The sequence below is a fragment of the Gallibacter sp. Marseille-QA0791 genome, assembly GCF_965119705.1.
GTDB lineage: Bacteria > Bacillota > Clostridia > Peptostreptococcales > Anaerovoracaceae > Lentihominibacter > Lentihominibacter excrementipullorum.
In genome coordinates this window covers 2,518,236-2,540,676 of record NZ_CBCPMH010000001.1, presented here as the reverse complement: position 1 = coordinate 2,540,676, position 22,441 = coordinate 2,518,236, and the positions used below count along the sequence as shown (strand labels likewise).

Sequence of the window (22,441 nt, the reverse complement as noted above, 5' to 3'; positions counted from 1 at the left end):
GTCGTCTTATCTTTAATTTGATTTATGGATCGGCTCGATTACTCGATGATCTCAGTTACTACTCCGGATCCTACCGTTCTTCCGCCTTCTCTTATCGCGAATCTCAGTCCTTCTTCTATCGCTATCGGTGTGATCAGCTCTATCGTCATCGTTACGTTGTCTCCCGGCATGCACATCTCTGTTCCTTCCGGCAGCTGCAGATCTCCCGTTACGTCCGTCGTTCTGAAATAGAACTGCGGTCTGTATCCGTTGAAGAACGGCGTGTGTCTTCCGCCCTCTTCCTTCTTCAGCACGTATACCTCTCCCTTAAACTTCGTGTGCGGATGGATCGTTCCAGGTGCCGACAGTACCTGCCCTCTCTCTATCTCATCTCTCTGCACTCCTCTCAGCAGCGCTCCGATGTTGTCTCCTGTCTCCGCCTGGTCAAGAAGCTTTCTGAACATCTCGATTCCGGTTACTACTACCTTCCTCTTCTCCTCCGTAAGTCCTACTATCTCTACTTCGCTTCCTACCGTCAGGCTTCCTCTCTCTACTCTTCCTGTCGCTACTGTTCCTCTTCCTGTTATCGAGAATACGTCCTCTACCGGCATCAGGAACGGCTTGTCGTTGTCTCTCTTCGGCTCCGGAATGTAGTTGTCTACCTCTTCCATCAGCTCTACTATCTTGTCTCCCCACTCTCCCGCAGGATCTTCCAGTGCCATCAGCGCCGATCCTCTTACTATCGGTGTGTCGTCTCCCGGGAATTCGTACTCGTCAAGCAGCTCTCTTACTTCCATCTCTACCAGGTCAAGCAGCTCCTCGTCGTCTACCATGTCGCACTTGTTCAGGAATACTATGATGTACGGTACTCCTACCTGTCTTGAAAGCAGAATGTGCTCTCTCGTCTGCGGCATCGGTCCGTCTGTCGCCGCTACTACCAGGATCGCTCCGTCCATCTGCGCTGCTCCCGTGATCATGTTCTTTACATAGTCCGCGTGTCCCGGGCAGTCTACGTGCGCATAGTGTCTGTTCGGCGTCTCATATTCTACGTGCGCTGTCGCTATCGTGATTCCTCTTTCCTTCTCTTCCGGCGCCTTGTCGATCTGGTCGAACGCTACGTCCGCTCCCAGTCCGTATCTCTGGTGCAGCACCGTCGTGATCGCCGCTGTCAGCGTTGTCTTTCCGTGGTCTACGTGACCGATCGTTCCGATATTGATATGCGGCTTGGTTCTTTCAAATTTCTGTTTTGCCATTTGTAATTTCTCCTTCCTTTCGAACAGTGTCATGAATCGTCGAGGATCGTCATTATCTCCTCTTCTCCGCTCCCGATATCACTGCGGAAATACTTACTTATTTATCGATTCGAGCAAGCTGTCCGGTAATTTTTCAAAATGATCGAATTGCATTACATATACGCCTCTGCCCTGAGTCTTCGAACGAAGATCTGTCGCGTATCCGAACATCTCCGAGAGAGGAACGAAGCCTCTTACAGCCACAGCTCCGTTGTTCATATCGGAGCCCTCGATTCGGCCTCTTCTCGAGCTGATATCGCCGATAACATCTCCCATGTATTCCTCAGGAACTGTAACTTCGACTTTGAATATAGGCTCCAGCAGCACAGGGTTTGCCTTCTTTGCAGCCTCTCTGAATGCCATGGATGCGGCTATCTTGAATGCCATTTCCGAAGAGTCGACTTCATGGTAAGAACCGTCGTACAGCTCTACTCCCACGTCTACGACCTGATATCCGGCAACAGGACCTGTCTGCATAGCTTCCTTGATACCTTCCTCGATCTTAGGGATGTATTCCTTCGGAATAGCTCCTCCCACGATGGAGTTTTTGAACTCAAAGCCTTCTCCCGGCTCACGAGGATATATCCTGATCTTGACATGACCGTATTGTCCACGACCACCTGACTGCTTGGCATATTTGTGATCTACATCGGCTGAGGATGTGATCGTTTCCTTGTATGAAACCTGTGGCTTGCCCACGTTGGCTTCTACCTTGAATTCTCTCAGAAGTCTGTCAACGATGATCTCCAGATGCAGCTCACCCATACCGGCAATGATCGTCTGGCCCGTATCCTCATTTGTATAAGTCTTGAACGTTGGATCTTCCTCCGCCAGCTTGGCAAGAGCAATACCCATCTTCTCCTGTCCTGCCTTGGTCTTGGGTTCGATGGCGATCTCGATTACCGGATCAGGGAATTCCATGGATTCAAGTATGATCTCATGCTTCTCATCACAGAGAGTGTCTCCTGTAGTTGTGACCTTTAGACCTACTGCTGCAGCAATATCGCCGGAGTATACCTTCTCGATATCCTCTCGCTTATTAGCGTGCATCTGCAGTATTCTTCCCAGTCTCTCCTTCTTGTCCTTCGTAGAGTTGTATACATATGAACCGGATTCGATGGTTCCCGAATAGACTCTGAAGAAGGCCAGCTTACCCACGAACGGGTCCGCCATGATCTTGAAGGCCAGCGCTGAGAACGGAGCATTGTCATCTGCCGGTCTTTCTTCCTCTTTCTCCGTACCAGGTACGATACCTTTGATAGGAGGAATATCCAGCGGTGATGGCATATAGTCAATAACTGCGTCAAGCATCATCTGGACGCCCTTGTTCCTGTAAGCGGAGCCACATGTCACAGGGATCATCTCGCCTCTGATAGTCGCAGCTCTGATCACCTTCTTTATCTCCTTCTGAGTGATCTCTTCACCCTCCAGGAATTTCATCATCAGATCTTCATCCAGCTCGGCGACTGACTCCAGAAGCTTTTCTCGCCATTCGTCGGCAAGATCCTTCATATCTTCAGGAATATCGGTCACCTCGTATTCCTTCCCGAGGTCGTCCTTATATATCTCTGCTTTCATCTCTACTAGGTCAATGATTCCTACAAAAGAATCTTCTTTGCCTATAGGCAGCTGGATAGGTACGGCATTTGCTTTCAGCCTGTCCTTTACCATGTCTACGACTCTGTAGAAATCGGCTCCAAGGATGTCCATCTTATTTACAAATATCATTCGTGGAACGCCGTATTTCTCCGCCTGTCTCCAGACAGTCTCTGACTGAGGCTCAACGCCTCCTTTCGCGCAAAGCACGGTGACCGCCCCGTCCAAAACCCGGAGTGAACGCTCTACTTCAACTGTGAAGTCTACGTGTCCCGGTGTATCTATGATATTGATTCTGGTATCTTTCCATTGGGCTGTAGTAGCAGCAGAGGTAATCGTAATACCACGTTCCTGTTCCTGTTCCATCCAGTCCATGGTAGCCGCGCCTTCATGAGTTTCGCCCAGCTTATGAGTCCTGCCCGTGTAGAACAGTATTCTTTCCGTAGTGGTCGTTTTTCCGGCATCTATGTGTGCCATGATCCCTATGTTTCTTGTCTTTTCTAACGGAAATTTTCGATTTGACACATTATCCTCCTTTCTGCTCTTTATCCTATTGTCAATATCGTCATAAGATTACCAACGATAGTGGGCAAATGCCTTGTTGGCCTCTGCCATCTTATGAGTATCTTCCTTCTTTTTAACTGATGCTCCAGTATTATTGGCTGCATCGATAAGCTCTTTCGCCAGTCTTTCCGACATGGTCTTTTCGCCCCTGGATCTCGTGTAATTTGTAAGCCATCTGAGTCCCAGAGTCTGACGTCTGTCAGCTCTTACCTCGATAGGTACCTGATAGTTGGCACCTCCGACACGTCTGGCCTTTACTTCGAGAACAGGCATGATATTGTTCATAGCTTTTTCAAATACTTCCAAAGGCTCCTCACCCGTTTCCGCCTTCACTTTTTCGAAGGCATCGTAAACGATTCTCTGGGCAACGCCTTTCTTTCCGTCCAGCATTATGCTGTTGATGAGCTTAGTTACAACAACACTTCCATATACCGGATCAGGAAGTACTTCTCGCTTTGGTACGTTTCCTTTTCTTGGCACGTCTCTTCCCTCCTTGATAATACTAAAGTCGGTACTCGAAAGCGACACGCGGTTATCCTTCAGGCAGCTGATACCGCATACCTTACTCCGTCTGTCGTCTCCGTGGTGCCCCTTCGTATATTCGCGGAAAAATCACCACGGACTGAAATCCCGTGATTCTCGCGTTTGACCCGCGCACCAAATCAAAGATTTTACCCTAAAGGGTACAGGTGGCGGTTCATAAAAAAAGGGCACTTAGAATTTACCGATTACTACTTCTTAGGCCTTTTAGCTCCGTACTTGGATCTGGCCTGCTTCCTGTCAGCTACGCCCGCAGTATCCAGTGTTCCTCTTACGATGTGATATCTCACACCTGGAAGGTCTCTGACTCTTCCGCCTCTGATGAGTACGACACTGTGCTCCTGGAGATTATGTCCGATTCCAGGAATATATGCCGTTACCTCGATACCGTTAGTAAGACGAACCCTGGCAACTTTTCTCAATGCCGAATTAGGCTTCTTAGGAGTCACTGTCTTTACAGAAGTACACACGCCTCTCTTCTGCGGCGAGTTTACATCCGTAGCAACTCTCTTCAGCGAGTTCATACCCTTGTTGAGAGCTGGAGCAGTCGACTTCTTTTCACTGCTGGTTCTGCCCTGACGTACTAATTGGTTAATTGTAGGCATCCTTTTTCTCCTTTCTTCATAATAAATCATATAGCTTTGAACAATAAAGCCCAAAGCTATCAAATATTTTACCACGCTATTCATTATTATGTCAATAAAAATCATGTATAATACCCGTTTAATCCGCGTAAAACCACAGTCCTTCGCCGCTCGGAACATCCGCTCCTGGGGGGGCCGTCCCGTTTACGAAAAAAGAGCGCCCACATCGCTTTCACACGATGCGGACGACTCCTTTGAAATCGATTCTCAAAATCGATGACCGGTTTTATTTCTCGCCAGGGTGCTTTCTGTCTTTGAATGAAGACTCTGTAGCGCCTCTCTGGTCTTTCTTGGCGATGTACAGGCTTCCCGAGCCTCTTCCGCAGAGAATAGGTGGTTCGCAAGCTGTCGCAGCAGTCTCCGGAGTTGCAACGTCTGACAGATCAGCATCGGTCCTGTCTAACTGAGTAGCAACCTTCCAGGCCTCAAACTGACAGATGTATGACTGGTTGCCAACTTTTTCGATCCAGCCATGGTATTCCATGAAGTCCCCAACATATACAGGCGCCAGGAATTCGATCTCCTTATATCCTAAGAATAAACTGATATCTCCGTCAACGTATACCATCAGCTCTGTACCTACGTCTCCCCACTGGTCAACGATCCTTGCGCCGTTTACCAGTCCGCCTACATAATGCGCGTCTTTTGCGCTCATCATAAGATGGTGAACTACTTTCTTACCTACCATAATTTTATCCTCTCTTTATTCTGTTATGCAAAATCCATTAAATGCATCTATTCTTTGTAATGCATGCCCGTCCCAAACAGGACCTATCGTCCGCATCCTTCCCGCTGCCGGGCGTATCCGGAGCTTCCATCATATCAGGCGTACAATCGCCGGGCTCTTTCTAAAAAAGGACCGCGTCAGATGATGCGGTCCTCCGATGTCCAATCTGTAATCTCGGTTGGGTCTATTTAAAAGCCGGTGATCCAGCAGCCTTAGCATCCGCAGCGAACTTAGGATCGCCGAATTCAGGTCTCTGCAGGTGCTTAGCAACCATCAGAGTACCAGTACCGTAAGCGCAAAGCTCAGGCGGGTTAACCATTTCAGCACCCGATCCGTTGATTACGTTGCCGTTCTCATCCTTCGAATCCTTCATCCACTTATAAGCGAAGAATTTGCAAGTAAGCGATGTATTACCAACCTTTTCGATGTATCCGCCGTATTCCATCCAGTCGCCGGCATATACAGGAGCTGTATATCTAACTTCCGAATATCCAACGAACAGTGATTCGTCACCGAACAGTCTGATAGCCAGCTCAGTACCAACGTCTCCCCATGCAGTTACGATGTGAGCTCCTTCTACCAGTTCTCCGGCATAGTGAGCATCGCCGGCTGACATTCTTGTCTTCAGGCTTACGTATTCACCGATCATCTTTGGATTATTTTCTCTTTCCATAATGCAATCTAAAGGTGTTTTCATTTTTTAGTTCCTCCTTTTGTTCTGCCTCGCAGAATATTATTAAATGAGTAATTGTTATTTTTATAAAGCAGTTTTGTCCCGTTTCTTTTGGGACAAAACCGATTTATGTCCCAAAATTTTCACTAATCCTGCCTTGTTTTCGGCCTTACTTCAATTAGTCAGCAAAAACCTTTGCCGGATCAAGCGGCTCTACATCGAGCTTCTTAACGATCTTGGATACGTTCAGCATGTGGATGTAGTCAACGTTTCCTGCCAGGATGTTGTTGCCCCAAGTACCGCAGCCTTCCGATACTGCCGGCGACAGAGCGTTAGTCTCAGGTCCCCAAGCGTCAGGTGTAGGCTGGTTAACCAGAACACGAGCTACAGGAATCTTCTCTCCGAAGTAAAGGATGTGATCTTCGTCGTTGGAGAATATTCCGGCAGTGTGACCTGTACCACCATCTTCTTCCATGTTTCTGATAGCCATATCAACAGCGTCTTCAAACTTGTCATAGCTCTTGAGAACTACTACAGGTCCCATGATTTCCTTACCAAGGATATCATCCTTACCAACGCCTTCTACCTTCAGACCGATAACCTTTGTTCCCTCTGGGATGTTGTATCCGGCAGCCTCGGCGATAACATCAGTATCCTTACCAACGAGACCAGGGTTTACCTTTCCATCCTGGAACAGAGCGTCACGGAACTTGGCAACGTCAGCAGCGTCGTCAAATATAACAGCGCCCGCTTTTCTCATTTCTTCGAAGAATTCAGCTTCTACATCTTCCGGATACAGGAGCAGGTTATCTCCGTCACAGAGGATACCGTTATCACTTGCGATAGCTACGATGGACTGCTCAGCAGCATCCTTCAGGTCATAGCCTCTGTCTATAACTACAGGAGGGTTACCAGGGCCTACGCCGTAAGCAGGAGTTCCGCTGGAGTAAGCAGCCTTAGTAAGTCCAGCACCGCCTGTAGCGATAACCAGATCGCAGTTAGCCATCAGTTCCTGCGACTTCTCGATCGTAACGTCGTTAACGATCTGGATGAGGTCTTCAGGAGCTCCGTTTGCGGCCAGAGCCTTACGGATCAGGTTAACTGTTTCTGTTGAAGTCTTTTCTGCACGTGGAGCAGGTGAAATGATAACTGCGTTCTTGCACTTAACAGCGTGCATGAAATTTCCTAAAGGCGTAACCGTAGGGTTAGTAGCCGGAGTGATACAACCTATAACACCGATCGGATGAGCCGCCTCAATGAGTCCGATAGAAGGATCTTCATTGATGATACCTACAGATTTCTTGTCCTTGAGATAATCCCAGAAAGCAGCAGCCGTACCTTCGTTCTTGCCTATCTTGCTCTCATAGTCACCGAGTCTCGTTTCTTCTACGGCCATCTTAGCCAAAGGCTTAGCATTCTCGTAGATAATTTTTGCACCCTCGTAAACAAGCTTATCTACCTGTTCCTGGGTGTAATCGCTGATCTGTTCAAACGCTTTTCGCGCTCTTTCGATTTGATTTTGAATAGTCATACTTATCAATCTCCTTTTTCCTTACTATTCTCGAAATTAATTAAACAAGCTAACTACTTTTGTGTTTAAATTATCTCAATATTAACTACATTTTAGCATTTACGCCTATTACTGTCAAGGCACGCATCGTGTGTATACAATGTCCTTTTCTCATGACTGCCATAACGATATGTCAGTCCTTCGCACCTGATTTTTCTTCACCTCGCCGCTTTTTTGATTATTCATCAGCCCATTTTCGGTAAAAACTCAACATTTTTGTTATGAAATTACAGCATTTTAGTCGTCAAAATTTGAATTAAAAAATAAAACGGGAGTCCTTCATCACCAGCACTCCCGTTATGATCTTAACCGTATCTGTTTTTCATATATTATCCGGCCTTATCTGTTTTGCTTCTTTCTCGCTGCAGCTATAACAACCATGGAAACAAGCGCAATTGCAGCCATAGCCACTGGAATCATCATATTACTGTCATCGCCGGTAGCTGCGACATTATCAGCTGCCGGTTTATCCGTTGCTGAAGAACTTCCTTCACCACCAGGTTCTGTAGCCGGCGGCACATATGTGTTGAGATCTTCTTCAGCCATCGTGGCCTTCATGTAATATACATCCGTTCCTGTTACGTTACCTGCACTGTCGGCACCGCCCAGCTGTTCTTCGCTAGGTGCTCCGCCGCCCCAGTAATTTTTGGAAACATCGACCGTACCGGTTACATCATCATCAAAGTCAAGATAGCTATCAGGCCCTATATTATTCTGTTTAAATGTAGCGCCGGCATCATAGAATTTAATCCTTGACTCTCCCGTAAAAGTATTCCCCGTAATCGTCTGGTTCGGCTTCATGATATTCAACTTTCCGTTATCGATAGTATTGTCCGTGAACCTGCTACGTTCACCTCTCAGGATCGTCGCATAATCGCATCCGGTAAACGCAGAACCCGTTATCACAACGTTCTCTACTGATCCATCTTCGCTATCATATACGCCGTATCCGCAGTCCTCGAAAGTGCAATCGCTGATGGTTATCGTCTCATCAGCAGCATCCGTACCGCTGCAAGTAATCCCGTAATTCAGATGTTCTTCTCCGATCACGGTCACATTATCTATCGTATCGCCAGCTGCGGCGTTAATCGCTCTGTTTCCCTGGGCGTTTGACTTTTCTATCCCTGACAAATCAAATGTTATATTCTTGAAAGTATTCCCTCCTGCAGAATGAAGTACAGCATCGTTGTTTCCGAGGCTATCAATGGCTTTGGTGACCGTTATCGCCTTACCGGAGCCGTCAATAGTGATACCCTTGATGTTCCAGATTTGATTCCATGTTGCCACGGTCATATCTTTCAGTATTGTCACTGTCTTATCGTCGCCCTCCATGGCAGCCTTTACGGCTTCCTCCAGTGATTTGAAGCTCTGATTTCCGACTTGTGCCACTGCGTCAATACCGATCGCATCATCGCTGCCGCTTTGCGGCTGCAACACTCCCTCAGGCATTGAGTTGGCACCGCTTATCTCGACATCGACAACCATCTGCTCCTCTGAAGGACCTGTGAATTCTTCAATACCATAAAGTCCGCCTGACACATATCCTATCCGCACGAGATCCTTGATATCGTCGCTGCATCCGAGCGTCACACCGCTGACTTTACAATCTACTGCCTGTCCAACGACGTTTCCATTCGTCGAAATACTGCCAAATAAACCGCCAACACCCATCTTAGTCGCATTTTGTTCGGCATATTCTCTGGTCGCATTACTGCTGACCGCGATATCGCTCACGCTGCAGTCCGTTGTTATGTTATTGTTATATACAGTTCCAAGAAGTCCGCCCACTTTTCGGGTTCCTTCGATAGAAACGCCGCTGACAGAGCAGCCGCTTGTAGCTATGGATCCTTCACCTCTATAGCCTATCAGCCCCCTACATTGTCACCCTCATAATCGGCAGCGGAATATATACCATGGATATAGCTTCCTTCATTGCCGATGACAGAGCAGTCTTCGACCCGCGCATAACCTTCCCCTGCCAGGCCTCCCACTTTGTAATTCCCCGTGATATTTATATTACCGGTGATATGGCAACCTTCTACAGTTCCGGTATATGCGGAGCCTGCCAATGCTCCTACCTGGGCTTTTGCAGTGATATCCGCATTTTCGATAGTCAGATTTTTTATGATCCCCGGCGTTTTCAGCACGCCGAACAATCCGGCATATTCGAGATCATCATCGTTTATCGTCAAATTGCTGATTTTATTTTCATTTCCATTAAACGTTCCGGCAAATGCATTTTCGCTGGTTCCTATAGGAATCCAGCTTTCACCTTCCAGATTGATATCTTCATTTAGCGTGACTTTCTTTCCGCTGAAGTTTTTACCATTATTTACCATTTCAGCAAACATTTTCAGTTCGTCAACACTATTAATGGTAAACTCCTCTTTGCTGTCGTAATCCTCTCCCCATCCGCCTGAAGCAAATACTGTCGACGGGATCATGGCGATCGCCATTACTACCGCCGTCAGCATAACCGCTAATTTTCTCTTTTTCATATTTTTTCCTTTCCTAAAAAATGATGAAATAAATATTCAATCACATTATAGCCTACACCCCCCCCCGAGTCAATTTTTTTGAGTATCTGTGGAAATATCCCCGTGATAAGGATATGAAAACGTTTATATCACGGCGTGCTCCAACAACTTCAGCATCCTCTGCCGATAGCTACCAAGGTTGTTCCAGCATCGTTCCAAGTGCAAAAAACAGAGCCGGATATTTACCATCCGACTCTATTAAATCAAATATTGCCTCTATTTTACCATATTGCGGGTATTTTCAGGCAAATCACTCCCATCCATCTGAAATCGTATCATCAGATTCAGCGCCTGCAGTTTCGATCTCCGCTGCGTATTCTTCAGCTGCCGCGTTCTCATCATCAGCGCCCATAACGCTGTTCAGCTCTTCGATGTTCTCGTCATCATCCTCTGCTTCAGCCTCCAGCTCCAGTTCTCTCTGCATAGCTCTGTAAGCTTCTATGAGGGCTGTATTGACACCGTAATCCAAATCTATGGATCTGTATTTCTTCATACCTGTTCCCGCAGGTATCAGCTTTCCGATTATGACGTTTTCCTTAAGACCCTGCAGCTTATCATTCTTTCCTTTTATGGCAGCGTCAGTAAGCACTCTGGTAGTCTCCTGGAAGGATGCGGCTGACAGGAACGAATTGGTCGCCAGCGATGCCTTGGTAATACCCAGGAGCAACCTTTCCGCTTCCGCAGGCTTGCCGCCCTTTTCCACGGCAGCCTTGTTGGCCTCTTCTATCTCAAATTTGCTGTACTGTCCTCCCGGAAGGAGTCCCGTATCTCCAGGATCGTTTATCTTCATCTTGGAAAGCATCTGTCCTACGATGACCTCTATGTGCTTATCGTTTATATCTACACCCTGCTGCTTGTATACCCTCTGCACTTCCTTCAGCAGATACTGGTACACTCCTTCGACTCCATTGAGCCTGAGGATATCTTTAGGGTCAAGCGGCCCTCTTGTTATATTATCGCCCGCCAGGATATACTCTCCCTCTGATACGCAGATCCTCGCTCCATAAGGCACTTCATAGATACGTTCTTCTTCGCCTCTGACCTTGACTTCTGTCTTGTTATCCATAGTCGATTCTATGGAAACGACAGTCCCATCAGCTTCACAGATGACCGCAAGGCCTTTAGGCTTCCTGGCCTCAAACAGCTCTTCGACTCTAGGCAGACCGTGAGTTATATCGGAACCTGCAACACCGCCTGTATGGAATGTTCTCATGGTCAGCTGCGTACCCGGCTCACCGATGGACTGAGCCGCTGTGATACCTACAGCTTCTCCTATATTTACGCTTTCACCAGTAGCCAGGTTCCTGCCATAGCATTTGGCGCATACGCCGCTCCTGCTGTGACACGTCATTACTGATCTTATGGCTACCGACTCGATCCCCGCCGCTTCTATGGCATCAGCCGCTTCTTCGCTGATCTCCTGATCCTGCTCGACGATGATCTTGCCCGTCTCCGGATGGCACACATCCAGCAGAGCCGTCCTGCCGACGATACGATCCTTGAGCTTTTCGATGACTTCCTTGCCGTCAGTGAAAGCTTTTACCTCTATACCTTCATCTGTACCACAGTCATCCTCTCTGACGATGACATTGTGTGATACGTCTACCAGTCTTCTCGTCAGGTACCCGGAGTCGGCTGTTCTCAGAGCCGTATCCGCAAGACCCTTCCTGGCTCCGTTAGTGGAAATAAAGTATTCCAGTACGGAAAGGCCTTCTCTGAAGTTAGCCTTGATAGGGATCTCGATGGTCTTTCCTGTGGCATTAGCCATAAGACCTCGCATACCGCCTATCTGTCTTATCTGGTTCTTGCTTCCTCTCGCTCCCGAATGAGCCATGATGAACAGGTTGTTGAGTGAATCCAGCGAATCCATCAGCGCGTCCGCAACGTCGTCGGTGGCTTTGTTCCAGATCTCTATTACCTTTTCATAACGCTCTTTATCCGATACGAGACCTCGTCTGTAAGCCGCTTCATACTTGTCTACCAGCTTGTCGGCCTCCCCGATTATATCTTTCTTCTTTTCCGGTATCTCCATATCGGAAATACTGATGGTTATAGCCGCTATGGTGGAATAATGGAATCCCATATCCTTTATATAATCCAGCATCAGCGCAGTTTCGGTATTGCCATGGATTCTGTAGCATCTGTCTATTATCTGTCCCAGCTTCTTTTTATCGCACAGGAAATCCACCTCCAGCGAATAAGGGTCAGCCTCTCTGTCTTCCACGTATCCCAGATCCTGCGGTATCTTCTGGTTGAATATGAATCTTCCAACGGTAGATTCCACCAGTTTGCCGCGGGTATCATTCTCATCCGCATACATCCTCACCTTTACCCTGGCGTGAAGACCTACCATACCTGTCTGATATGCCATCAGCATCTCGGACAGATCTGTGAACACTTTGCCATCGCCCTTCTCGGCCGCTGACGTCCTCTTGCCTTCTTCCTGGCCCGGATGAGTCAGATAATAACTTCCCAGTATCATATCCTGGGTCGGCGTCGTGATAGGCGAACCATCCTTAGGCGCCAGTATATTATTGACAGAAAGCATCAGGAACCTGGCTTCTGCCTGAGCTTCCACGGAAAGCGGCACGTGTACCGCCATCTGGTCTCCGTCAAAGTCGGCGTTGAAGGCCGTACAGGCCAGTGGATGCAGCTTGATAGCCTTACCTTCTACCAGAACCGGCTCAAAGGCCTGTATCCCGAGTCTGTGGAGGGTCGGGGCACGGTTGAGCATTACAGGATGCTCTTTGATGACATCCTCCAACACGTCCCACACCTCAGGCCTTACTTTTTCGACCATTCTCTTGGCGCTCTTTATATTATGGGCGTTACCGTTCTCCACCAGCTTCTTCATGATGAAAGGCTTGAACAGTTCCAGCGCCATCTTCTTAGGCAATCCGCACTGATAAAATTTCAGTTCCGGGCCTACTACGATTACCGACCTTCCCGAATAGTCGACACGCTTCCCCAGCAGGTTCTGTCTGAATCGTCCCTGCTTTCCCTTCAGCATGTCTGACAGAGATTTGAGCGGTCTGGACCCCGGACCAGTAACAGGCCTTCCCCTTCGTCCGTTATCTATCAGTGCATCAACTGCTTCCTGCAGCATCCTCTTCTCATTTCTCACTATGATGTCAGGCGCTCCCAATTCAAGAAGTCTGTTGAGTCTGTTATTTCTGTTTATTACACGTCTGTAAAGATCGTTCAGATCCGATGTGGCGAATCTTCCGCCGTCCAGCTGCACCATAGGTCTCAGATCAGGCGGTATGACAGGAATGACCTCCAGTATCATCCACTCAGGCCTGTTACCCGATATCCTGAGGGCTTCGATGACCTCCAGTCTCCTGACGATTCTTATCTTCTTCTGCCCGGTGGCATTGGCCAGCTTATCCCTAAGCTCCTTGGAAAGCTCATCCAGATCGATATGTGTCAGCAGCTCTCTGATAGCCTCCGCACCCATACCTGCTTTGAACTTGTTATCAGGGTTATCCTTTGCCTCTCTGTACTGATTCTCTGTCAGGATCTCTTTGTAAGCGAATTCTGTATTTCCCGGATCCGTAACGATGAAGTTGGCAAAATAAAGGATCTTTTCCAGTGTCCTGGGTGAAATATCCAACACCAGCCCCATCCTAGACGGGATCCCTTTGAAATACCAGATGTGAGATACGGGAGAAGCCAGCTTTATATGGCCCATCCTCTCTCTTCTTACCTTGGCTTTAGTGACCTCTACGCCGCACTTGTCGCAGACGATACCCTTGTATCTTATCCTCTTGTATTTTCCGCAGTGGCACTCCCAGTCCTTCGTCGGTCCGAAGATCCTTTCACAGAAAAGGCCGTCCTTCTCAGGCTTGAGGGTCCTGTAATTTATAGTCTCGGGTTTCGTAACCTCTCCGTGAGACCAGCTGAGGATCTTTTCAGTGGACGCCAGCCCGATCTGCAGAGACTCAAAGTTATTCAACTCATAATTAATATTATCGTTCATTGGTCACTTCCCCTTTCCTACTCTTCTTCAACCGGTTCAGACTCAGCTTCCTCAAACTCCTCGTCGTCGTAGTCATCCTCTCCTTCTTCAGCTTCGCCCTCATCGAAATCATCAATATCATCAGGCTCATCACCTTCAATATCGACATCTACCATATCTTCGATGACAGGGATACCTTCTATCTCGCTGGTCTCTTTTATCTCTATCTCCTCATTGTCCTCCGTAAGCACCTTTACATCGAGGCACAGACTCTGCATTTCCTTGATGAGGACCTTGAATGACTCAGGGATCCCCGGTTCAGGTATGTTCTCGCCCTTTACGATAGCCTCATAAGTCTTTACACGACCCACGATATCGTCGGACTTGACCGTCAATATCTCCTGCAGAGTATATGCTGCGCCATATGCCTCGAGAGCCCATACTTCCATCTCTCCGAAACGCTGTCCGCCAAACTGGGCTTTTCCTCCCAGAGGCTGCTGCGTTACAAGGGAATATGGACCTGTACTCCTGGCATGGATCTTATCGTCGACCAGGTGGTGAAGCTTCAGCATGTACATGTATCCTACCGTTACAGGATTGTCGAAATACTCTCCTGTACGTCCATCTCTCAAGTTCAGCTTACCGCTTTCATCAAAACCGGTCTCCTTCAGCAGCTCTATGATATCCTTCTCGGTAGCGCCGTCGAATACAGGGGTGGCGATATACCAGCCCTTGTTTTTCGCCGCCAGTCCCAGATGGACTTCCAGTACCTGCCCTACATTCATTCGGGACGGTACGCCGAGAGGATTGAGCATCACCTGCAGAGGCTGACCATTCTCCAGGAACGGCATATCCTCTTCAGGAAGTATCCTGGAAATTACACCTTTGTTTCCGTGCCTGCCGGCCATCTTATCGCCGACGCTTATTTTTCTCTTCGTAGCTATATAGCAGCGAACAAGCTTATTGACGCCAGGAGGAAGCTCGTCGCCGTTATCGCGGGAGAATATCTTGACATCCACCACGATACCAGTCTCACCGTGAGGTACTCTCAGCGACGTGTCTCTGACTTCTCTGGCCTTCTCGCCGAATATGGCTCTCAGCAGTCTTTCCTCGGCGGTAAGCTCCGTCTCTCCCTTAGGAGTCACCTTACCTACAAGTATGTCCGAAGAATTGACTTCCGCGCCTTTTCTGATGATACCGTCTTCGTCGAGATCCTTCAACGCATCTTCACCCACATTTGGTATCTCCCTGGTGATCTCCTCAGGCCCCAGCTTCGTATCTCTGGCTTCTGCCTCATATTTCTCTATATGGATGGACGTGAGCACATCTTCCATTATCAGTCTTTCGTTCAGTATGATGGCGTCCTCATAGTTATAGCCTTCCCACGTCATGAACCCTATCAGCAGGTTTTTTCCGAGAGCTATCTCGCCGTTTTCCGTCGACGGGCCATCCGCTATGACTTCTCCTTTTTCCACGTGCTCGCCATTGTAGACTATAGGGCGCTGGTTGATACATGTCCCCTGGTTGGAACGTTTGAACTTGAGCAGCTTATATTCATCGGTTCCTTCGCCGTCATCTCTGAGCACGACGATCTTATCAGCGTCTACAAAGTCTATGACACCCGAATGTTTAGCTATCACAACAACGCCTGAGTCCTTGGCTGCCTTGTGTTCTATACCTGTTCCCACTATAGGCGCCTCTGTCACCAGCAACGGCACAGCCTGACGCTGCATGTTGGCGCCCATCAGCGCTCTGTTAGCATCGTCATTTTCCAGGAACGGGATCATAGCCGTAGCTACCGAAACCACCTGTTTCGGCGATACGTCCATGTAATCGACAGCTTCTCTCGGAACCAACTCCGTCTCTCCGCCTTTGCCACGCACGGAAACCTTCAGGTTGGCGAAATGCCCTTCTGAATCCAGCGGCTCATTGGCCTGAGCGATGATCTTATCTTCCTCATCGTCAGCTGTGAGATAATGGATCTCTTCGGTAACTCTTCCCGTCGCCTTGTCTACGACTCTGTATGGTGTTTCGATGAACCCGTATTCATTGACTACGCCGTAGGTCGTAAGAGAGCCTATCAATCCTATATTAGGTCCTTCAGGCGTCTCTATCGGACACATCCTTCCGTAATGAGAGTGATGGACGTCTCGCACCTCAAATCCCGCTCTCTCTCTGGAAAGACCGCCCGGCCCCAATGCTGAAAGTCTTCTCTTATGCGTAAGCTCCGCCAGCGGGTTGTTCTGATCCATGAACTGGGAAAGCTGAGAGCTCCCGAAGAACTCTTTTACCGCGGCGGTAACAGGTCTTATGTTCATAAGGCCCTGAGGCGTGACCTCGGAGATATCCTGAGTCGTCATCCTCTCCTTTATGGTCCTTTCCATTCTGGAAAGACCTATCCTTATCTGGTTCTGCAGCAATTCGCCTACAGTCCTGAGGCGCCTGTTTCCCAGATGATCTATGTCGTCTATATTCCCGATGCCGTAATTGAGGTTCAACAGGTAGCTGACAGACGCGAAGACATCGGCCACCAGTATGTGTTTAGGTGAAAGCTCGTTCTTCCTCATCCTGATAGCGTCCTTCACCGCTTCCTGTCCCTCATTTTCGCTGAGTATTTCCATCAGCACGGGATAATAAACCTGTTTCGGCACTTTTATGTCCGAAATATCGAAATCTATATATGCGGCTATATCGACGAACTGATTGCCTATGACCTTGGTCACCCGGCCTTCTTCCACAGGACTCTTGACCATTACAAATTCAACGCCAGCATTTTCTATCTGTCTGGCCAGCGTCTTGTCCACGTTCTGGTCTTTCTCCGCCAGTATTTCGCCTGTGTTGGGATCTATGACATCTTCAGCCACCGCATTCCCTACCAGACGATTGAAAAGGCCCAGCTTTTTATTATATTTGTACCTTCCTACCTTCGCCAGGTCATATCTCTTCGGATCGAAGAACATGGAATTGAACAGCGACTGGGCGCTCTCTATAGTCGGCGGTTCACCCGGTCTCAGTTTTTTGTATATTTCTTTCAGGCCTTCCTCATAGTTGGTGGTCGTATCCTTCTCCAGCGTCTTCATAAGCCTAGGGTCCTCACCGAACATGTCGATGATCTCCTGATTGCTTCCCAGTCCCAGGGCTCTCAGAAGTGTCGTGACCGGCTGTTTTCTCGTCCTGTCCACGCGAACAGAGATTATCTCGTTGGAATCGGTCTCGTATTCCAGCCAGGCTCCTCTGTTTGGTATAACGGTGGTAAAGAACAGATTCTTTCCTGATTTATCTATCTCCTTGTCATAATAAGGCCCCGGGGAACGGACCAACTGAGTAACGACGACTCTCTCCGCACCGTTGTAGATAAACGTTCCTTTCTCGGTCATAAGCGGAAAATCTCCCATGAAGACTTCCTGTTCCTTGACCTCTCCGGTTTCCTTGTTGACAAGCCGCACTTTTACTTTTAATGGAGCTGCGTAGGTGACATCTCTCTCCTTGCATTCTTCCTGCTCGTATTTAGGAGGATCTGTCAGGGAGTAATCGATGAATTCGAGGGCAAGATTATCCGCGTAATCTTTGATAGGCGAAATGTCCTCAAAAACCTCACGAAAACCTTCTCTTACAAACCAGTCATACGAATCGGTCTGTATCTGGATCAAGTTAGGCATTTCAGCCACTTCGTTGATCTTCGAGAAGGTCATTCGCTCTTTCCTACCTAATTTTATCGGCTTTGGCATATTCATCACTCCTTATAAATTTAACAGATTACATTTGCAGGGCAGTTTATTATGATATCATAGAGTTGTCAAATCGTCAATATATTTTGGGAAATTTTTCATTCAGGAAAGAGACGCGCTGCAAATACCTGCATAATAAGCGACCGCACCGGAAAACATCCGGTGCGGCCACTCCGCAAAGCTATTATATTCAGAACACGAACTCTTCTAAGTTATTTGCTTTTCTCAACCTTTTTGGAGATGATAAACATTACTACGCATATGAGAGCGCACGCAACCGTGAAGATATCCATATAAGTTCCTATGAAGCTTACGATGGAATCCACATTGACATTTTCGATTATCCCATCGAAGTAATCTCCGGATTCCCACGAATCCGCTGTTCCCCAGCCTTCATACCACGGTGTGAACAACAGCATGATGACATTCATAACGGTCATGATGAAAAACAGCAGCGCGATCCTCTTGGTATCGCCCTTTGCCATCCCGGTCTTTTCATTGACAGGGAATGCAACAGGATCCTTCTTTGCAAGTCCGCCATACATTCTCTTCCAGATGAAATAGAGAACAGGTCCGGATGCCATAGCCGTCATTCCTCCCAAATAGTAGTCTGAACCATTGATGAATATCGCGAACAGCACTACGCAGATAGGCACTATACAGAGGACTACAAGGAAGCCAAAGCCGCCAGGGATCTTGAACTTATATTCCTCTTCCGGTATCTTCTTTCTGAGCACGATAGCGGAAATGTATACCAGTACATAGGACGCGATCAGCATATGTACATCCAGTATGATTACGAATCCAAACGGAAGCATACAGAGGATCATCGTCGATATAGCCACGGTAAGTACAGCGATATAAGGTACGCCATGCTTCTTATCGCACTTGACAAGGACTGGCGGCGCCAGATAGTCGTCTGCCAGCGAGAAAAATCCTCTCGAACCTGACGCGATATACGTGTTGAATATGGAGCACTGCGCCAGTATCGCCACTACTACGAAGAAGACACCGAAGGCAGGGCCCCAGAATGTCTCTACTACAGTCGCATATCCAACAGTATCCGCTTCTGTTCCCCAGTTTTCCCACTGTCCCAGAGAACCGAGGCCTGCTACTGTAGGGAAGATATATACTGCCATGATGAGCGGTATAGTTATCAAAGTTCCCTTAGGGATGACCTGAGGATTGGAAACCTCTCCTGCTATAGTGGACATGGACTCATATCCCGAGTACATCCACATGCATACCGATATGCCGCCGGCGATAAAGAAGAGCCAGTCAGCAGCGCCTGTCGGTTCATAAGCGGTAAGCTGGAACGATATGGTGTCTGCTGTCTCGGCATTTCCGCCCCAGTTGAGGAATCCACATATGGCAACGATACCGAAAGCCACCATTACCAGGATAGACAGTATCGTGCTGGCTACGCCGACATCCTTGATACCACGTATATTGATCCAGGTGAAGATGATTATCATTGCTGCTTTTATAGCGAATTCACCAGTCCAGCTCAGATCCCACTGGGCTGCCGCATATCCGCCTGCCAGTATAACGTATGACGCATTATCGATATAAATAGAAATAGTTCTCCACCAACCGGCCTGGAATCCCCAGAACTCTCCCAGAGCTTCCTGGACCCACTTATAATAGCCTCCCTCCTGAGGTCTTACGGAACCCAATTCAGAAGCCACAAGTCCGAAAGGAAGCGCCCATACGAACGGCATCACGCAGAGCATAACGATAGTAAGCCCTGGCCCGCATTCAGGTATCATTTCCTCGATACCATAACAGCCTGCCGCTACCAGACAGAAGATCATGAATACGACTGTTGAAACCTTGAGGTCATGCTTCTTCAATCCATGCTCTCCTACATGAGCAACTTTGTTGTTTTGATTTTGAGTCATGTTTTCCTCCTTTGCTTAAATTTTATAATAGTATTGCGTATCGGATAACATAACATATGTTTCAGAATATTACAATGCTTTTGAATTGTTTTCTAAATCTCGACAACTTCGTTGCGAAAATCGAGCAAGCAAATTACATTTACTACCTGTACAATATTGTAAATTCGCCTTCCTGAATATTAAAATAGTAAAGAGGGCCGATGCGCCGACAGTTCTTTCCCGCCGGCGCATCAGCCCTCTTTCTCCCATTATCCCCTTTGATCTTATTACGTTCCGAATTGTATTCAGCTTTAACTGTTCCCTGTCTTTTTCGCCGCTCTCTTCGGTTCTACCTTCACAGAAATGAGGTAGAATACGATCCCTATCACCGCGAAAATTACCGAGCCGTAAAGTATGATATCCAGCATCAGGTCAAAATCCGCCAAAAATCCCGGATTTCCACTTTCCTCCGCATAATATTCAGGGCCCCAGTCACCTTCGAACCAGCCCAGCCAAGGATAGCCGAGAAATCCGAATACAGCCAGGATTATGAAATTAAAGGATATGCGTCTCGTATCCCCTACAGCAAGTCCTGTCTTAGGATTGAGCGGATGGCCGACAGGGTCTTTTTTAGCAAGCCCGCCATACATCCTCTTCCAGATATAATACAAGATCGGGCCCGAAACGATCCCCAACATACCACCTATAAAATAATCGGTGCCGTTTATAAAGAATGCTATAAACGCTATGACGCAAGGTACGACGCATACTACACACAGGAATCCGTATCCGCCCGGGATCTTGAATTTTCTTTCTTCGTCCGGGATCCTCTTTCTCAGTATCAAAGCCGAGATGAAAATCATGACATAGGCCGATACCAGCAGGAATACATCCACTACTACCACTGCCGTGAAGGCAAAATTGCAAAGGATCAGATTGACGATCCCCACTGACAATACGGAAATATAAGGTACGCCATGCTTTTTATCGCACTTTACCAGGAACGGAGGCGCCAGATTATCCTCAGCCAACGCGAAGAATCCTCTGGATCCGGACGCTATATAAGTGTTATATATGGAGCACTGAGCGAGCACCGCGACTATTACAAAGAACACTCCAAAAGCCGGCCCCCAATTGGCAGTAACAACGTCGGCATATCCTACAGTTCCGGTCTCAGTCCCCCAAAAGGCCCACGCTCCTCCGGCATCCTGTACCTCAGCTACTGAGATCCCAAGTATATCCGCTACTTTTTCATCTGTAAGAGTAGCAAGTCCGGCAATAGTAGGGAAAATATACACCGCCATGATAAGCGGTACCGTTATCATCGTCGCCTTAGGGATGACCTGAGGATTTTCAACTTCGCCCGCTATAGTCGACATGGATTCATATCCCGCATACATCCACATGCCGATAGCGATACCCATACCGATATAATATACCCAATCCGCAAAGCCTATCCCCGAGAAACCTGTGATCTCTCCATCTGCAGTTACCGGTATCACAGGGTTCTGTTCCCAGTTGAGGAACCCGCATACAGCTACCATGGCAAAGGCAACGATCACGAGAATGGCCAGAATGGTGCTTACAATACCCACATCTTTTACACCCCTTATATTGATGTAGGTGAACACCAGTATCATCAGTACTTTGAAAGCAAATTCCATTCCCCAGCTCAGATCGAACCAGTTGGCAAGATATCCTCCTGCCAGAATTACATAGAGAGTATTGTCTATGTAAATGGAAATGGTTCGCCACCACCCTGCCTGAAAGCCCCAATACTCGCCGAGAGCCTCCTGCACCCATTTGTAATATCCGCCTTCCTGCGGTCTTGCGGATCCCAGCTCCGATGCCACCAGTCCTAACGGTGTGCTCCATACGAACGGTAGCACGATCAACATGATAACGGTCAGGCCTGGTCCTGATTCCGGCATCATTTCCTCGATACCGTAGCACCCTGCCGCGCACAGGCAGAAAATCATGAACACTACCGTAGATACCTTGATGTTATGTTTTTTCAAACCATTTCCGCCCACTTTAACATCATCATTTTGATTGTTACTCATCTCACCCTCCTTTTCAATAAGATACGCGCAGATCATTTCTCCCTACATTATACAACTCTTTGCGGAAATTTCAATATTTTTCGAATTTTCGCTCCTTATCAGCGTCAATAAATATCAGATGCCCCTTTTCTCCGCTTTCACTCTCGATATAATATGATAATCTTATGGGCAGGATCTGTTTTGAGCCATACAAATAAAAAAGATCGGAACCTCCTGCGCCCTGTATCGCGCAATATAGTTCCGATCTCTTATTCGCAAATGTCACACAGCAAATAGCGGATCCGGCTTATTTGAGTTCAACAACTGCACCAACTTCTTCCAGCTGTGCCTTGAAGCCCTCTGCTTCAGCCTTTTCGCAGCCTTCCTTAACATTGGAAGGAGCTCCGTCAACCAGCTCTTTGGCTTCCTTAAGACCCAGACCTGTGATTTCTCTTACAGCCTTGATTACCTTGATCTTCTCAGCGCCAACTTCCTTCAGCACTACAGTGAATTCGCTCTGCTCTTCGCCGCCGCCTGCTGCGCCGCCGTCTGCAGCCGCTACAACTACACCTGCTGCAGCTGATACGCCAAATTCTTCCTCACAAGCTTTAACCAGCTCGTTCAGCTCTAAAACGGACATCTCTTTTATAGCTTCTATAATTTGATCCTTGTTCATCTTTTTTCTCCTTTACACAAATTTTAAACAACTTT

At 47.8% G+C, this 22,441-nt stretch carries 14 protein-coding genes; all 14 read right to left on the bottom strand.

Translation table 11 applies throughout. The features are described 5' to 3' along the window. Window positions 1-38: 38 nt before the first annotated feature. The 14 genes from tuf to rplL all read right to left on the bottom strand — a co-directional run bounded on the left by tuf (window position 39) and on the right by rplL (window position 22,406). Window positions 39-1,232 carry an elongation factor Tu gene (gene tuf, locus ACQY69_RS11650; protein ID WP_428259551.1) on the bottom strand — a complete coding sequence of 398 codons (1,194 nt, stop codon included), beginning with the start codon at window positions 1,230-1,232 and terminating at the stop codon, window positions 39-41. A gap of 93 nt (window positions 1,233-1,325) precedes the next feature. Further along, entirely contained in the window at window positions 1,326-3,392 is a 2,067-nt protein-coding gene (fusA, locus tag ACQY69_RS11645) for an elongation factor G (protein ID WP_428260687.1), read from the bottom strand. A gap of 48 nt (window positions 3,393-3,440) precedes the next feature. Continuing rightward, on the bottom strand, window positions 3,441-3,911 hold the full coding sequence (rpsG, locus tag ACQY69_RS11640; RefSeq protein ID WP_428260686.1) for a 30S ribosomal protein S7: 471 nt from the start codon (window positions 3,909-3,911) through the stop codon (window positions 3,441-3,443). A gap of 251 nt (window positions 3,912-4,162) precedes the next feature. After that, window positions 4,163-4,576, bottom strand: a complete 414-nt coding sequence (gene rpsL / locus ACQY69_RS11635; protein ID WP_428260685.1) for a 30S ribosomal protein S12 — start codon at window positions 4,574-4,576, stop codon at window positions 4,163-4,165. Window positions 4,577-4,841: 265 nt separating this feature from the next. Further along, window positions 4,842-5,303, bottom strand: a complete 462-nt coding sequence (locus tag ACQY69_RS11630; RefSeq protein ID WP_428260684.1) for a hotdog fold domain-containing protein — start codon at window positions 5,301-5,303, stop codon at window positions 4,842-4,844. Between the two features lie 223 nt (window positions 5,304-5,526). Then, a complete protein-coding gene (locus ACQY69_RS11625) occupies window positions 5,527-6,039 on the bottom strand; it encodes a hotdog fold domain-containing protein (protein ID WP_428260683.1) in 513 nt (170 codons plus the stop codon). Between the two features lie 154 nt (window positions 6,040-6,193). Further along, window positions 6,194-7,546, bottom strand: a complete 1,353-nt coding sequence (locus ACQY69_RS11620) for an aldehyde dehydrogenase family protein (protein WP_428260682.1) — start codon at window positions 7,544-7,546, stop codon at window positions 6,194-6,196. Window positions 7,547-7,924: 378 nt separating this feature from the next. Then, window positions 7,925-9,373, bottom strand: a complete 1,449-nt coding sequence (locus ACQY69_RS11615; protein WP_428260681.1) for a hypothetical protein — start codon at window positions 9,371-9,373, stop codon at window positions 7,925-7,927. A 77-nt stretch (window positions 9,374-9,450) separates the two neighbouring features. Further along, complete coding sequence (locus ACQY69_RS11610) at window positions 9,451-10,083, bottom strand: hypothetical protein (RefSeq protein WP_428260680.1); 633 nt, start codon at window positions 10,081-10,083, stop codon at window positions 9,451-9,453. Between the two features lie 289 nt (window positions 10,084-10,372). Further along, window positions 10,373-14,101: a DNA-directed RNA polymerase subunit beta' gene (gene rpoC, locus ACQY69_RS11605; protein ID WP_428260679.1), complete on the bottom strand. Its 3,729-nt coding sequence runs from the start codon at window positions 14,099-14,101 to the stop codon at window positions 10,373-10,375. Between the two features lie 17 nt (window positions 14,102-14,118). Beyond that, complete coding sequence (locus ACQY69_RS11600; RefSeq protein ID WP_428260678.1) at window positions 14,119-17,808, bottom strand: DNA-directed RNA polymerase subunit beta; 3,690 nt, start codon at window positions 17,806-17,808, stop codon at window positions 14,119-14,121. A gap of 212 nt (window positions 17,809-18,020) precedes the next feature. Next, window positions 18,021-19,709, bottom strand: a complete 1,689-nt coding sequence (locus tag ACQY69_RS11595) for an APC family permease (protein ID WP_428260677.1) — start codon at window positions 19,707-19,709, stop codon at window positions 18,021-18,023. Between the two features lie 290 nt (window positions 19,710-19,999). Next, window positions 20,000-21,751 carry an APC family permease gene (locus tag ACQY69_RS11590; RefSeq protein ID WP_428260676.1) on the bottom strand — a complete coding sequence of 584 codons (1,752 nt, stop codon included), beginning with the start codon at window positions 21,749-21,751 and terminating at the stop codon, window positions 20,000-20,002. A gap of 286 nt (window positions 21,752-22,037) precedes the next feature. Further along, entirely contained in the window at window positions 22,038-22,406 is a 369-nt protein-coding gene (rplL, locus tag ACQY69_RS11585; RefSeq protein WP_428260675.1) for a 50S ribosomal protein L7/L12, read from the bottom strand. Between the last annotated feature and the right edge of the window lie 35 nt (window positions 22,407-22,441).